Source organism: Limnohabitans sp. TS-CS-82, from assembly GCF_002943475.1.
Genome location: NZ_PTQX01000004.1, coordinates 160,852 through 174,986 on the forward strand (window position 1 = coordinate 160,852; position 14,135 = coordinate 174,986).

Consider the following 14,135-nt stretch of genomic DNA (forward strand, 5'->3'; position numbering starts at 1 on the left):
CAAAGTATTCATTGTTTAGCCCTGTTGCATCAAGCGCCAAAGGCGATAAGGGGTCAGCGGCATTTGCAGCTGAGGAGATAAGTCAGCGCGGCCGTGGCGTGCCAAGGCATCGGCCACGGCATTGACCACGGCGGGCGTGGCCCCAATGGTGCCAAGTTCGCCCACGCCTTTCACGCCCAACACGTTGTTTTTGCACGGAATGCTTTCGTCCGTGTGGGTGTCAAACAAGCCCGGCATGATGTCTGCGTGCGGCACGGCATAGTCCATCAAACTGCCGGTCAAGAGTTGGCCCGTTTCGGGGTCGTACACCACGTCCTCCAACAAGGCTTGGCCAATGCCTTGCACGGCACCACCATCGAGTTGGCCTCGCACAATGATCGGGTTGACCACACGCCCCACGTCGTTCATGGAGGTGTAAGACACCACCTGCACTTCACCGGTTTGCGGATCTAACTCGACTTCGCACACATGGCAACCATTGGGCCAAGTCGGGCCAGTGGCTGCAGTGGTGGAGTTGAGCTCAATGCGTTGCTCAGGCTGACGCGCGGCCAATTCGGCCAAACCAATTTTCAAGTCTGTGCCCACCACATGGAAGGCCCCTTGCTCATAACGCAGGTCTTGCGACGAGGCTTCCAAAGCTTGTGCAGCCAAATCTTGCGCTTTGTCTAAAGTTTGCTTGGCGCCCACGCTCACAGCCGATCCACCGGTGAACAAGGAGCGCGAGCCCGCACTGCCAAAACCATTGCCGCGATCGGTGTCACCCATGACGATGCGCACTTGCGACAGCGGCACACCAAACACATCCACGACCAATTGAGCCAAAGAAGTGGCAATACCCTGCCCCATCGCGTTGACGGCGGTGAACACTTCAATCACACCGTCTGGGAGCACCTGCACATGCACGTTTTCTTCCAAGGCGTTGCCACCCGTCCACTCCAAGAACGTGGCCACACCCAAGCCGCGCCAGAGTCCGCGTTGGGCTGATTTTTGAGCGCGTTGGGCAAAACTGTCCCACTGAGCTTGCGCCAAACCTTGGTCCATGATGGACGCAAAGTTGCCCGTGTCATAGGTTTGACCCATGGGGTTTTTGTAAGGCATTTGCGAAGGCGCAATCATGTTGCGACGGCGCAGTTCAATACGGTCGATGCCAGACTTGCGCGCGGCCTCGTCCATCAAACGCTCCATGTTGTAAATCGCTTCTGGACGCCCCGCACCGCGATAAGCCCCTGTTGGCGACGTATTGCTCAACACGCCGACAAAGTGGAAATCAATCAGCTGAATGTCATACACGCTGCTTTGCACCCAGGGGCCAATCAGCAGTTGAATGGCCACACCCGTCATCGATGGGTAAGCACCCACGTTGGCAAGGGTGTCAATGCGCAAAGCCAAAATTTTGCCCTGCGCATCCAAAGCCAAGCCTGCTTTGACGGACACATCGCGGCCATGGGCACTGCTCAAAAAGTCTTCGCTGCGATCGGCAATCCATTTGACGGGACGCTGCAAGGTATGGGCGGCATAGGCCACCACCAAGTCCTCCGGATAAGCACCGGTTTTCATGCCAAAACCACCACCCACATCGCCCACCACCACGCGCACTTGCGAGGTAGGCAGGCCGAGCAAATCGCACACCAGCGTTCGCACGCCCGTCGGCATTTGCGTGCTCATGCGCACCACCAAGCGACCTTGTTCGGGGTACGCCAATACGCTGCGGGGCTCGATGGTCAAGGCCACCAAGCGTTGGTTGGTGATGTCGAGTTGAACCACATGCGCGGCTTGCGAAAAGGCTTGGGCTGTCGCAGCAGCATCGCCATAGCGCGTTTCGGCCACGCGGTTATCGGGCGCATCACACAACAAAGGCGCATCCAGCTTGAGTGCGTCATCGAAGGTCACCGCGCAAGGCAACTCTTCAAACTCCACCATCACGGCCTCGGCAGCATTGCGCGCCTGCTCTTCCGTGTCAGCCACCACGGCGGCCACAGCCTCACCCACGTAGCGCACACGGTCAGCCGCCAAAATACGACGGTCGGGCGATGCGGCGGGTGTGCCATCTGCACGGGTGAAGTTCACAGGCCTGGGCATTGGCTTCATGCCTGCCGCTTTGAGCTGTGCGCCCGTGACCACCAAGCGTACGCCGGGCATGGCCTCGGCGGCAGAGGTGTCGATGGACACGATGCGTGCATGCGCGTAAGGCGAGCGCACAAAGCACAAACGGGTTTGACCGTCTGGCGTGATGTCGTTGGCGTAGACGCCAGCGCCCTTGAGCAACTGCGTGTCTTCCAAACGCTGAACAGCTTGTCCGCTGCCGAATTTTGTGGGATTAACCAAGTTCAATCTCCGTGAAGTTCAAGCCACTGACACACGATCAGTTGGCTTTGATGTTTTTCTCTGTCGCCACTTGACGCCAAGCGTTGATCTCTTGCGTGATCATTTTGTCAAACTGCTCAGGGGTGTTGCTGACCGGCGTGATGGCCAAGCCCGTGATGCGTTTTTTAACATCAGGCAATTCCAACACACGCGCCACTTCCTCTTGAATTCTTTTCACAATCGCAGGCGGTGTACCAGCGGGTGCAAGTAGACCACTCCAAAACGACACGTTGATGTCAACGCCCAGCTCTGTCATGGTGGGCACATTGGGCAAGTCTTTCAAACGCTCCCCAGAAGTCACCGCCATCGCCTTGACGCGACCGCCTTGCAAAGCGGTGATGGCCGGACCGGTGTCGATCAAAGTCATCGTCACATCTTGGGTCATGACGGCCGTGATCGCGTCAGCGCTTCCTTTGTACGGAATGTGCTGAAAGCGTGTGCCGGTTTTGCCATTGAACAACTCGGCAATCAACTGAAACGAGGCAGAAGGCGCGCTGTAATTGACCTTGTCTGGGTTTTGCTTGGCAAAGCTCACCATCTCCGTGACCGACTTGGCAGGGTTATTGGCATGCGTGAGCATCACCAACGGAAAAGTGCCGACCAAGGAAATGGGGGCGAAGTCTTGCGGTGTGTAGGGCAACTTGGCGTACAGCACATGGTTAAAAACGATGGGGCCACTGGCCCCCATCAACAAGGTGTAACCATCGGGCTTGGCTTTGGCCACATAACTCGCCCCGACGATGGAGGCAATGCCCGGGCGGTTTTCGACAATCACCGGCTGGCCCAAATTGGTGGTTAATTTTTCGGCCACGATGCGCGCCAACACATCGTTGGCACCCCCGGGTGAGTAACCCACCACGATGGTGATTGGACGCGTCGGAAAGTCAGCAGCGCCGCTGAGAATTGGCGCCACCAAAGCGCCCAAACCGGCCAGCGTCGCCAAGAGAAAATGCTTATGAGAAAACATGGACATGGTCAAAGGCTCCTTGAAAACTGGCATCACTGAAGGCCGATCTGCACATTCAACACAGCAGCGCGCCCATCATGCAAGGCTTGCAAACAACGGGCGATCGCGTCGGGGACATCTGCGGGGTCGCTCACGCATTCGCCGTAGGCGCCAAAGGCTTGGGCCACTTGCTCGAAATGCCGTTCAGGACCTTGCAGACGAGCCTGAAATTCATTGGCTTGGGCCGCTTCGCCGTCTGGGTAAACGCGCAACACCGCTTCTTTGACCGCCTGCCAGCCACCGTTGTCCAACACCACCGTGAAGATGGGCAAGTTGTAACGCTGGGCCGTGGCATACACCGAGGTGGGCGTTGAGAAATGAAAACCACCATCGCCCACGATGTGCACCACCCGCACGTCTGGCTTGGCCAACTTCACCCCCAGCGCCATGCCGCCGCTGTAACCCAAACCACCCCCTGCACCGCCCAACAAGGTCAGGGGTTCTGTGCGCGAAATTTGATGGAGCACCGCAGGTGTGTTGCGGATGGCCTCGTTGATCACCACATCGTCTGGGGCCAACGCTTGCCCGAGTTGGGCACACAAGTAGGCCGGACTGATGGCGCCTTGCGTGCCAGGCTGGTGGGCTAATTTTTCAATGTTGGCTTGACGCTGTTGGTGCTCCACCTGCATCAGCGCCATGCGCTGTTCGACACGCGCATGGAACGCCGCATCCGCCAGCACGCGCACTTCGGCCGTGACTTGTCGCAACACCGTGGCGCAATCGGCCTGCATGCGCACATCGGTGGCAAAGCCCCACATGGGGAAATCTTTCTTGATGGCATCCACATCCACTTGCGTCCAGTGCGTGTGCGGGTTGTCTTGCAGAAATTTAGGCAACCATGGCACGTCCACATCGAGCAGCCACCCCACGTCAGTGCTAGACATAGACACCCCTGGATCGAACCCCGCAAAGCAAGGCGATGCACGCGAGATACACAAGTAGCTGGGGCTGAACTCAAACACTCGAATGCCACACAAATCGGCCAACTCTTCCAGGGCCTGCACCGCTTCGGCTTTACGCCCCAGATATGACGTGACGACGATGGGCCGATCAGCAGCCATCAGTTGCTCAGCCAAGCGACGCGCACACGAGGGCTCAACACCACCGGCCAACACGGGGCCGTAACGCGCCGCACTGAAAGAGGGGGCTTGGTCTGGTGCCCACGTCTCGGCCAACACCTCGCGAGGCAGCGTGAGATAAACCGGGCCCGGTGGGTCACTTTGCATCACCGAATGACCACGGCGCAACACCTCTTGGGTGATCACGCCGCTGGGTAAGTTGTATTCCCATTTCACATACGGGCGCACCAAGCTGGCGATGTCAAACGGGTCTTGCACAAAATGCACATAGTTGTCACGCGACCCCGGCAATTCGCCGCGCAAGGTGTAAGGGGCCTTACCGGCAATCAGCATCACGGGCAACCGTGCCCTGAACATATTGTGCATGCCCATGGCGGCATTGGCGGTGCCCGCATCCACATGCACCATCACCGCTTGCCCTTTGCCTGTCACGGCGGCATAACCTGCGGCCATGTGCATGGCCACGTTTTCATGCGGACACAGCACCAAATTGGGATGCGCCAAACCCTCACGGTCCCAACGCGCCAGCTCTTCGATCAAAGAAACGTGGTCTGTCCCTAAGTTAGAGAACACATGATCCACCCCCAAATCTGTCAACCCCTTCCAAAAATAATGAGAGGTTGTGGGATGGGTGTGAGGGGGCATAAGAAACAAGCTCGCTGTGTATTCGTTAGCATGCTAGCAATCATTGACACCTCTCGTCAGCTAGGGGATTCCCTAGACGGGCAAGCGCACCCGTCCCACACAATCGTTTCAATATCGCCATCTGATTCAATGAAGGAAAGACGAATGACGCCCCCCCTGAATTGCCCTGTCTTGATCATTGGCGCTGGTCCGGTCGGCCTGACCTTGGCCATGGACTTAGCGCAACGGGGCATTGAGGTCGTGATCGCAGAAACGCGTCATCGCGGCGAACCGCCCAACGTCAAATGCAACCATGTGTCGGCACGCACGATGGAAATTTTTCGACGCTTAGGTGTCGCCCATGCGGTTCGTCAAAGCGGCTTACCCGAGGACTACCCGCATGATGTGGCCTACCGTACAACATTCACCGGTACAGAACTGTCTCGCATTCCGATTCCCTGCCGTCGAGATCGCTGGACCGTCACATCAGGTCCTGACGGCCACTGGCCTACGCCTGAGCCACCCCACCGAATCAATCAAATTTATTTAGAGCCGATCTTGTTTGAACATGTGCTGGCAATGCCCCAAGTGACGCTGCTCAATCGCACATCCATTGACGATTTTTCGCAAGACGAAGACGGCGTGACAGCCCTAGGCCACGATTTAGACAGTGGCCAGCTGCTCCATATCCGTTGTCAATATTTGGTCGGCTGCGACGGTGGCCATTCGAACACGCGAAAGAAAATTGGTGCAAAGCTAGAAGGCACCGATGTCGTGGGCCGCGTGCAATCCACCTACATCCATGCGCCAGACTTGCTAAAACACCTCAAAGTCGCACCGGCTTGGGCCACCTTCTCGCTCAACACTCGACGCTGCGGCAATGTGTATGCCATCGATGGCAAAGAAAAATGGCTGATTCACAACTACCTCAAAGACGACGAACTTGACTTTCACGCCATTGACAGAGACTGGGCCATTCGCCAAATTTTGGGCGTTGGGCAAGATTTTCAATACGACATATTGAGCCACGAAGACTGGGTTGGTCGTCGTTTGGTCGCCGACAAATTTCGCGATCGACGTGTATTTATCTGCGGTGACGCCTCTCACCTCTGGATTCCCATGGCGGGTTACGGCATGAACGCGGGCATTGCAGACGCTATGAACCTATCGTGGCTCTTGGCTGCGCACCTCCAAGGTTGGGGCCACTCGAACATCTTGAATGCCTACGAAGCAGAACGAAAGCCGATCACACAACAAGTCTCACATTTCGCCATGAACCATGCATTGGCGCTGCAAAAAGAACGCAGCGCTATTCCCGAAGGACTTGAAGCCATGGGCCCAGAAGGCGATGCGCTGCGACTAAAAACAGGGCAAAAGCTGTACGACTTGAACGTGCAGCAATACTGTTGCGCGGGCTTGAACTTTGGCTATTTTTACGACACCTCGCCCATCATTGCCTACGACGACGAGGCCGCACCAAACTACACCATGCACCAATTCACACCATCCACCGTACCCGGGTGCCGAACACCCCACGTATATCTTTCCGATGGCACGTCGTTGTACGACGCACTCGGCGACGACTACGCACTTTTGCGTACCGACCCAAGCGTTGACGTCCGCCCATTGGTTCACGCCGCCCATCAACGTGGCATGCCGATGCGCGTGATCGACATTGCAGGCAACGAGGCCAAGATGATTTATAAGGAGGCTCTGGTGCTGTCTCGGCCAGACCAACATGTGGCGTGGCGAGGCCGTACATTGCCCGCTGATCCTGTGGCTTGGGTTGATCGCGTGTGTGGCCAACCCGCTTGATTTGAAACACGTCTGCATGACACACCCCAAAATCTTGATCGCAGGCGGCGGCATTGGCGGCTTGGCGACGGCGTTGACCTTGCTGCAAAACAACATCGACGTCGACGTTTACGAACAAGCCAGCGAATTACGTGAAGTGGGTGCAGGCATCCAAATCAGCCCGAACGGCAACCGGGTGTTGGATCACACGGGCGTGTTTGAATCTTTAAAGGCCCTCTCCAGCCCCACCCAAGGCAAAGAAATTCGGCTCTGGAACACAGGTCAAACCTGGCCCCTGTTTGACCTTGGCAAAGCAGCCATCGACAAATACGGCTACCCCTACATGACGGCATTTCGCCCGCACCTGCTGCAGGTGTTGGCCGATGCGGTGCAAGCCCTCAAACCCGATGCCATTCACTTAAACGCGCGCTGCAAAGGGTTTACGCAATCTGATGCGGGCGTCAGCCTGCACTTTGAAGACGCCCCCTCGGTCAGCGGCGATGCCTTGATTGGCGCAGATGGCTTGCACTCCAAAGTTCGTGCAGCCATGTTTGGCGCAGCGCCGCCTGACTTCTCGGGCATGGTGTCTTGGCGCGCCTTGATTCCCATGGATGTGCTGCCCGAGCACTTGGCGCGGCCCGTCGCCACCAATTGGGTAGGCCCCGGTGGCCATGTGGTGCATTACCCGCTGCATGCAGGCAAGGTCATGAACTTTGTGGGCACGCTCGAAGGCAACACATGGTCTGGCCCACCTTGGAACAGTCCCGACAGCGTGGATGCCGCCTTGGCCGCTTTTGAAGGCTGGCACGAGGACATCCAAACCATGATTCGCCATGCCCCTTCATTTTTGAAATGGGCTTTGTGTGGACGCCCTTTTTTAGAACACTGGTCGCAAGGACGCGTCACCTTGATGGGCGACGCCTGCCATCCCACCTTGCCGTTTTTGGCACAAGGCGCGGTCTTCACCTTGGAAGACGCCGTCGTCTTGCAACGCTGCATCCGCCAAGACGCGCACGACTTGCCGCATGCCTTCCAACGCTTTGAGGCGGCACGCATGGCACGCGCTTACCGCATGGTGCGTGGCGCCAGCGACAACACCCCACGCTTTCACAACCCCGCCCTCGCCGATGCCGTACAAGGCGTGGCCTTCATTGAACGCGAGTGGCAACAAACCGCGATTGGCAACCGCTACGACTGGATCTTCAACTACGACGCCATCAGCGCCGAAATTTAGGAGTTCTCATGCCCACATCCCCACGCACGATGCGCGCCATCTTGGCACGCACACCGGTGATGCCGATCTTGACCCTCCATGACGCCAGCACGGCGGGAGACTTGGCACAAGCCTTGGTCAAAGGCGGCATCCATGTGTTTGAAGTCGTGATGCGAACACCGCAAGCTGTGGCCGCCGTGCAAGCCATGCGGGAAGCGACGCCGGAAGCAGACATCGGCATGGGCACCTTGATGACACCCGAAGACGTGGTTCGCGCGCATCAAGCGGGCGCTCAATTTGGGGTCTCGCCGGGACTCACCCACGAGCTCGCGCAAGCCATTCAAGCGCACCGCATGGCGTTCTTACCGGGTGTGGCGACGGCCAGCGAAGTCATGCAAGCACGCGCCTTTGGGTTGAAAGAACTCAAGTACTTCCCGGCACAAGGCCCCGTGGGTGCTGCTTGGTTAAAGGACATGAGTCAAGTGTTTCCGGACGTGCTGTTTTGCCCCACTGGCGGCATACGTCCGCCCCACATTCCCGATTATTTGGCCTTGCCCAACTGTTGCACAGTCGGTGGCTCTTGGATCGTGCCCAGCGATTTGTTGAATGACCGCGACTGGGCGGGCATCACGGCTTTGGCGCAACTTGCCAGTCGTTTTCAAACACACTGAGGCATACGCAACATGGCGCCCCCCAAACGCATGCTGGCTCTGGGTGCCATCTGCACCACGGCGATTTTTCGGGTACCGGAGATTCCACGCCCGCCTGCCAAAGTTTTGGCCACACAGCGTTGCACCGTGGTCGATGGCATGGCCATCTCTGCCGCCTGTGCCTTTCAAAAACTAGGCGGACAAGCGCAGGTGTGGGCGCGCGTGGGCGATGACCCAGACGCACACGCCATGCGACGCGCCCTCGCCGCCGAAGGTATTGATCCAAGCGGACTGTTCACGGTCAAAGGCACGCAGTCATCGCACGCCAGCGTGATCGTGGACGCACAAGGACAGCGCTTGGTGGTGCCCTTTCATGACCCACAAGTGGACACGTCGCCAAATTGGCTGCCGTTACAAGATTTGTCGAACGTCGACCTTTTGCATTGCGATGTACGCTGGCCCGAAGGTGCCGAAACCGCGCTAAGCGCCGCACATGAAAAAGGTGTGCTCACCATGGTGGACGGCGATGTCGCACCGCAAGCGGTGCTGCAACGTTTGATGCCGCTGGCAGATTACGCCGTGTTCTCAGATGCCGGCCTGTTGGCTTATACCGGCCTTCACAACGTCCAAGAGGCCTTACTCACCGTGGCACAACAACACAGCCGTCACGTCGGTGCGAGCTGCGGAGAAGACGGGTATTACTGGGTCGAAAACGGTCAAATCGCGCATGTGCCAGCGCCGCGCGTTGACGTGGTGGACACCTTGGCTGCTGGCGATGTGTTTCATGGTGCCTTCGCATTGGCCATGCTGGAAGGGCAAGACACGGCCTCGGCAGCCCGCTTCGCCTGCACCGCTGCATCGTTGAAATGCACACGCTTCGGCGGTCGCTTGGGCTGCCCCAGCCGCGCGGAAGTGCTGCAGGCACTGGAACAAACCTCGTAATTTTTCAGCTGTCAATAGGCGCCACGGGTATTCCCGATTCGCAAATGTCGCACGCATTACCAACGTTTCGGCCACGGCCGAATTTAAATGCCATCAGGTGCTGCTCCCTTTGCAGCAGCCTCTCACCCCTCGAACAATCCAAGGAGACATGCATGATGATTCGCCGAACCCTGATGACGTCATTGGCCTGCGCTGCAGCCGCCCTGTCCTTGTGCGGTACTGCCATCGCACAAAGCTATCCAAGCCGCCCTTTGACCATGATCGTGCCTTGGGGCGCAGGCGGTGGCACCGACGCCACGGCACGCATCGTGGCTGCGCTGCTTGAAAAAGAAATGGGACAACCGGTGAACGTGGTCAACCGCACCGGCGGCAACGGCGTGGTGGGACATTCCGCGATCGCCACAGCGCCCGCCGATGGCTACACCATCGGCATGATCACCGTCGAAATTTCGATGATGCACTGGGCTGGCCTGACGCAGCTCTCACCGGCGGACTACACCCCCCTCGCCTTGATGAACATCGATCCCGCAGGCGTCACCGTGCGCGCTGATGCGCCTTACAAAAATTTGGGCGACTTGGTCACCGCCATCAAGGCCAACCCAGGCAAGTTCAAAGCCTCGGGCACGGGTCAAGGCGGCATTTGGCACTTGGCCTTAGCAGGCATGCTCAACGACATGAAAATCCCCACCACAGCCGTGCCTTGGGTGCCCTCCAACGGAGCAGCACCGGCCATGAACGATTTGGCAGCGGGCGGCATTGAGTTTGTGACCTGCTCACTGCCTGAAGCGCGGGCCCTGATCGATGCAGGCAAAGCACGACCTCTAGCCTTGATGGCCGCGCAACCATCGGCCCTGTATCCCAACGTGCCAATTTTGAAATCTGCCGCTGGCAGCAACTGGGCGATTGGTGCTTGGCGCGGATTGGCGGCACCTAAAGGCATACCCGCAGACATTCAAGCCAAATTGGGCGCGGCCCTCAAGAAAATTTATGACGGCCAAGAGTTTCAAGGCTTCATGCAACAACGCGGCTTCGGAACGATTTATGCCGACAGCAAAGGCTTTGAGCAGTTCATGGCCAAGGGCGATGCCGACATGGGCGTTGTGATGAAGTCTTTGGGCTTGGCGAAGTAAGCCACGTATGAAATTCAACGACACGATCATGGGGGCAGCGCTGTTGGCATTGGCGCTGTCCATCTTGCAAACCGTTCAACACTATCCTGTCATTCCAGGACAAAACATTGGCCCCGGGGCCTTCCCTGGATTGCTGGCCGTGTTGCTCGCTCTGTGTGCGGTGCTCTTGATCATCAAAGGTTTAAAAGCCAAGCAGCACGAGGCGTGGATCGAAGTGGGTGGCTGGGTGAAATCTTGGTTTCATTTGCGAAACTTTTTGATCACCCTGTCCTGCCTGCTTTTTTACATCTACTTCTCGGATCGTTTGGGATTTTTGATCTGCGCAACCGCCATCGTGTCGTTGATGTTTTGGGCTTTAGAAGTACGTGCGAAGTTGATATTGCCTATTGCAGCGATGGTCGCGTTGGTGATCCACACCATCTTTTACAAGGGACTTCGCGTTCCTTTGCCGTGGGGCGTGCTAACCCCCTTCCAATGGTAAATAAGGACGCCCCATGACCACTGCTGTGCTGCTTCAAGCCTTTTGGCTGGTGTTTGACCCTTACGTTTTGTTGGTGATTTTGTGCTCGGCCATGTTTGGTCTGTTTGTCGGATGCATTCCCGGCTTGAGCGCCACGATGGCCACCGCACTCTTGGTACCCATCACCTTCTTCATGCCGCCCGTTCCCGCCATCGCCGCCATCGTGACGGCCACCGCCATGGCTATTTTTTCGGGCGATATTCCAGGTGCCCTGTTGCGAATACCCGGCACACCGGCTTCAGCGGCTTACACCGATGAGGCGTATCAAATGACCCTCAAAGGCCAAGCCGAAATCGCTTTGGGCGCGGGCTTGGTGTTTTCTGCCATTGGTGGCTTGTTTGGCACCTTGGTCATGGTGATGTTCTCACCGGGCTTGGCTGAAATTGCGTTGAAGTTCTCTTCCTTTGAGTACTTCTGGCTGGTGGTTTTGGGCCTCGCCGGTGCCGTCTTCATTGGCAACACCAGCGTCTTGAAAGCCTGCATTTCTTTGCTGTTAGGTTTGCTGATTGCGTGCATCGGTTTAGAAAACCCTGCGGCCCTACCGCGCTTCACATTTGGCATGAACGAGCTCATGAGTGGGGTGGAGCTGATTCCCATGATGGTGGGCATGTTCGCCGTGTCGGAGTTGCTGCGCTACATCACCAACACCGATCCAACCCCCATCATCGCAACGGAGAAGATTGGCAACATTTTTTCAGGCATGTGGGGCATGTTAAAAAAATACCGCTGGCCTTTGGTGCGTGGCAGTGCCTTGGGCACCATCATTGGCATTCAACCCGGGTCGGGGGCCGATATGGCTTCTTGGCTCAGTTATGCCATGAGCAAAAAATTCTCCAAAGAGCCTGAGAAGTTTGGCACGGGTCACGTCGAAGGCATTGTGGAATCTGGCGCAGCCAACAACTCGTCTCTTGCAGGGGCTTGGATTCCAGCCATCGTATTTGGCATCCCTGGCGACTCCATCACCGCCATTGCGATTGGGGTTTTGTATTTGAAAAACATGAACCCAGGGCCGATGATTTTCGTGAACAACCCCGAAAACATCTACGCCATTTTCTTGGTCTTCATTTTGGCCAACATCATCATGGTGCCGCTGGGTTGGCTGACGGTTCGCGTGGCCACCAAGATCTTGAAAGTGCCGCGCAACATCTTGATGCCCATTATTTTGTTGTTCTGTATCGTGGGCTCTTTCTCCATCAACAACTCCGTCTGGGGCGTCACCTTGATTTTGTTTTTTGGCTTGGTGTCGTTCCTGCTGGAGGAAAACGGTTTCCCTGTCGCGCCCGCGATCTTGGGCGTCGTGCTGGGCACCATGATGGAAGAAAATTTTGTCACCTCCATGATCAAGTCCGATGGCGATCCGCTGGTGTTCTTCACCCGCCCTATCGCCATGTGGTTGGCGGCGAGTACCTTCGTGATTTTGCTGTGGCCCGTGTTCACGTGGCTATTTCAAAAAATCCGCACACCAAAGATGGCATGACCTCACTCAACCCGCTTCTCAACGCCCCGATCTTTCCAACCATTTGGAGACTTAGCCTACCCAACATGATCGCCATGGTGGCGACGGCCTTGGTCAGCATTGCTGAAACAGCCTACATCGGGCAATTGGGCACCGTTCAATTGGCAGGCATCGCCTTGGTGTTTCCAATGATCATGCTGCAACAGATGCTCTCGGCGGGTTCGATGGGTGGCGGTATTTCATCGGCCATCAGTCGAGCGATTGGCGCTGGCGATGCACACAAGGCCAACGCCTTGGTGTGGCATGCCACGCTGATCAGCTTGGGGCTAGGCCTGTTGTTCAGCGCCTTGTTTTTGATCTGGGGCCGCGACATCTTTGCGCTGGTGGGTGGCACCGCTGAAGCGCTGGAGCAAGCCGTGATCTATGCAAATGTGGCCTTCACAGGCGCCATCAGCATTTGGCTCACCAATGCTTTTGCCTCTGCCATTCGTGGCTCGGGCAATATGAAAACGCCCTCGGTCACCTTGATGTGGGTGGCTGCAGGGCAAGTCATTTTGGGCGGGGTCTTGGGCTTGGGCTGGGGGCCCATTCCAAGACTGGGCATTGGCGGGGTGGCGGCCGGTCAGGTGATCGCGTTCAGCTTAGGTGCGGTGTCGTTGTACCGCTATCTGCGCTCCGACCAGAGTCGCGTGCGCTTGCAGTTTTCCAGCGCGCTGAACCCTCGCTTTTTCAAAGACATTCTGAAAGTAGGCGCGGTCGCCAGCATCTCCTCGCTGCAAACCGTGCTGACCATTTTGATTCTCACCAAAATCGTGTCGGGCTTTGGCGCGGAGGCGTTGGCAGGGTACGGCATCGGTACACGTTTGGAGTTCTTGTTGATCCCCATCACCTTTGCCATCGGTGTGGCGTGCGTGCCCATGGTCGGCATGGCTTTAGGTGCTGGGCAGGTCACGCGTGCGCGGCATGTGGCGTGGATGGGCGCAGGGCTTTCGGCCGTGATCGTGGGGGTGATTGGCGCCATAGTGACCGTGTTCCCCAACGCTTGGTCAAGCTTGTTCACCACCAACACGACCGTTTTGGCCAACGCCAACAGCTATTTCGCTTGGGCAGGTCCTTGCTATGGATTTTTTGGTTTTGGCTTGTGCCTGTACTTTGCCTCGCAAGGCGCGGGCAAGCTCATGGGCCCCGTGTTAGCGGGCACGCTGCGTTTGGTGCTGGTCACGGTGGGCGGGTTCATGTTGGTCGCGCAAGGTGCGCCGGTGCAAGACATGTTCGCCCTCATCGGTTTGGCCATGCTGGCGTATGGCGTGGCCACAGGATTGGGCGTCTACCTGGTGTCCTGGAAAGAAGCCTGACA

11 protein-coding genes are annotated in these 14,135 nt (G+C 57.3%); 8 read left to right on the forward strand and 3 right to left on the reverse strand.

Translation table 11 applies throughout. From position 1 onward, the window contains the following. Positions 1–15: 15 nt before the first annotated feature. Genes C5F52_RS10605 through C5F52_RS10615 form a run of 3 tightly spaced genes read right to left on the reverse strand, consistent with a single transcriptional unit; the run spans position 16 to position 5,094 of the window. The gene (locus C5F52_RS10605) at positions 16–2,325 is read right to left on the reverse strand and encodes a xanthine dehydrogenase family protein molybdopterin-binding subunit (RefSeq protein ID WP_236657824.1); all 2,310 of its coding nucleotides are present in this window, start codon (positions 2,323–2,325) and stop codon (positions 16–18) included. 37 nt (positions 2,326–2,362) lie between these two features. Next, positions 2,363–3,337 carry a tripartite tricarboxylate transporter substrate binding protein gene (locus C5F52_RS10610; RefSeq protein ID WP_161499689.1) on the reverse strand — a complete coding sequence of 325 codons (975 nt, stop codon included), beginning with the start codon at positions 3,335–3,337 and terminating at the stop codon, positions 2,363–2,365. A gap of 26 nt (positions 3,338–3,363) precedes the next feature. Then, a complete protein-coding gene (locus tag C5F52_RS10615; RefSeq protein WP_104798330.1) occupies positions 3,364–5,094 on the reverse strand; it encodes a thiamine pyrophosphate-requiring protein in 1,731 nt (576 codons plus the stop codon). 144 nt (positions 5,095–5,238) lie between these two features. On the opposite strand from C5F52_RS10615, the gene C5F52_RS10620 reads away from it, so the two are divergent. The 8 genes from C5F52_RS10620 to C5F52_RS10655 all read left to right on the forward strand — a co-directional run bounded on the left by C5F52_RS10620 (position 5,239) and on the right by C5F52_RS10655 (position 14,133). Continuing rightward, entirely contained in the window at positions 5,239–6,888 is a 1,650-nt protein-coding gene (locus tag C5F52_RS10620) for an FAD-dependent oxidoreductase (protein WP_104798331.1), read from the forward strand. A gap of 16 nt (positions 6,889–6,904) precedes the next feature. Then, a complete protein-coding gene (locus tag C5F52_RS10625) occupies positions 6,905–8,101 on the forward strand; it encodes an FAD-dependent monooxygenase (RefSeq protein ID WP_104798332.1) in 1,197 nt (398 codons plus the stop codon). Positions 8,102–8,109: 8 nt separating this feature from the next. After that, positions 8,110–8,751, forward strand: a complete 642-nt coding sequence (locus tag C5F52_RS10630) for a bifunctional 4-hydroxy-2-oxoglutarate aldolase/2-dehydro-3-deoxy-phosphogluconate aldolase (protein WP_236657826.1) — start codon at positions 8,110–8,112, stop codon at positions 8,749–8,751. Between the two features lie 12 nt (positions 8,752–8,763). Next, positions 8,764–9,672: a PfkB family carbohydrate kinase gene (locus C5F52_RS10635; protein ID WP_104798334.1), complete on the forward strand. Its 909-nt coding sequence runs from the start codon at positions 8,764–8,766 to the stop codon at positions 9,670–9,672. A 152-nt stretch (positions 9,673–9,824) separates the two neighbouring features. Continuing rightward, the gene (locus tag C5F52_RS10640) at positions 9,825–10,802 is read left to right on the forward strand and encodes a tripartite tricarboxylate transporter substrate binding protein (protein WP_369952020.1); all 978 of its coding nucleotides are present in this window, start codon (positions 9,825–9,827) and stop codon (positions 10,800–10,802) included. A gap of 7 nt (positions 10,803–10,809) precedes the next feature. Beyond that, a complete protein-coding gene (locus tag C5F52_RS10645) occupies positions 10,810–11,283 on the forward strand; it encodes a tripartite tricarboxylate transporter TctB family protein (RefSeq protein ID WP_104798336.1) in 474 nt (157 codons plus the stop codon). A 13-nt stretch (positions 11,284–11,296) separates the two neighbouring features. Next, complete coding sequence (locus C5F52_RS10650; RefSeq protein WP_104798337.1) at positions 11,297–12,799, forward strand: tripartite tricarboxylate transporter permease; 1,503 nt, start codon at positions 11,297–11,299, stop codon at positions 12,797–12,799. Beyond that, entirely contained in the window at positions 12,796–14,133 is a 1,338-nt protein-coding gene (locus tag C5F52_RS10655; protein ID WP_104798338.1) for an MATE family efflux transporter, read from the forward strand. Before C5F52_RS10650 ends, C5F52_RS10655 begins: the two co-directional genes overlap by 4 nt. Positions 14,134–14,135 lie beyond the last annotated feature (2 nt).

What these genes read in the sequence shown, in the direction of transcription:
- C5F52_RS10655 (WP_104798338.1), top strand. Translation starts at nt 12,796, where the DNA reads ATGACCTCACTCAACCCGCTTCTCAACGCCCCGATCTTTCCAACCATT.
- C5F52_RS10620 (WP_104798331.1), top strand. Translation starts at nt 5,239, where the DNA reads ATGACGCCCCCCCTGAATTGCCCTGTCTTGATCATTGGCGCTGGTCCG.
- C5F52_RS10615 (WP_104798330.1), bottom strand. Translation starts at nt 5,094, where the DNA reads ATGCCCCCTCACACCCATCCCACAACCTCTCATTATTTTTGGAAGGGG.
- C5F52_RS10610 (WP_161499689.1), bottom strand. Translation starts at nt 3,337, where the DNA reads ATGTCCATGTTTTCTCATAAGCATTTTCTCTTGGCGACGCTGGCCGGT.
- C5F52_RS10645 (WP_104798336.1), top strand. Translation starts at nt 10,810, where the DNA reads ATGAAATTCAACGACACGATCATGGGGGCAGCGCTGTTGGCATTGGCG.
- C5F52_RS10650 (WP_104798337.1), top strand. Translation starts at nt 11,297, where the DNA reads ATGACCACTGCTGTGCTGCTTCAAGCCTTTTGGCTGGTGTTTGACCCT.
- C5F52_RS10630 (WP_236657826.1), top strand. Translation starts at nt 8,110, where the DNA reads ATGCCCACATCCCCACGCACGATGCGCGCCATCTTGGCACGCACACCG.
- C5F52_RS10640 (WP_369952020.1), top strand. Translation starts at nt 9,825, where the DNA reads ATGATGATTCGCCGAACCCTGATGACGTCATTGGCCTGCGCTGCAGCC.
- C5F52_RS10625 (WP_104798332.1), top strand. Translation starts at nt 6,905, where the DNA reads ATGACACACCCCAAAATCTTGATCGCAGGCGGCGGCATTGGCGGCTTG.
- C5F52_RS10635 (WP_104798334.1), top strand. Translation starts at nt 8,764, where the DNA reads ATGGCGCCCCCCAAACGCATGCTGGCTCTGGGTGCCATCTGCACCACG.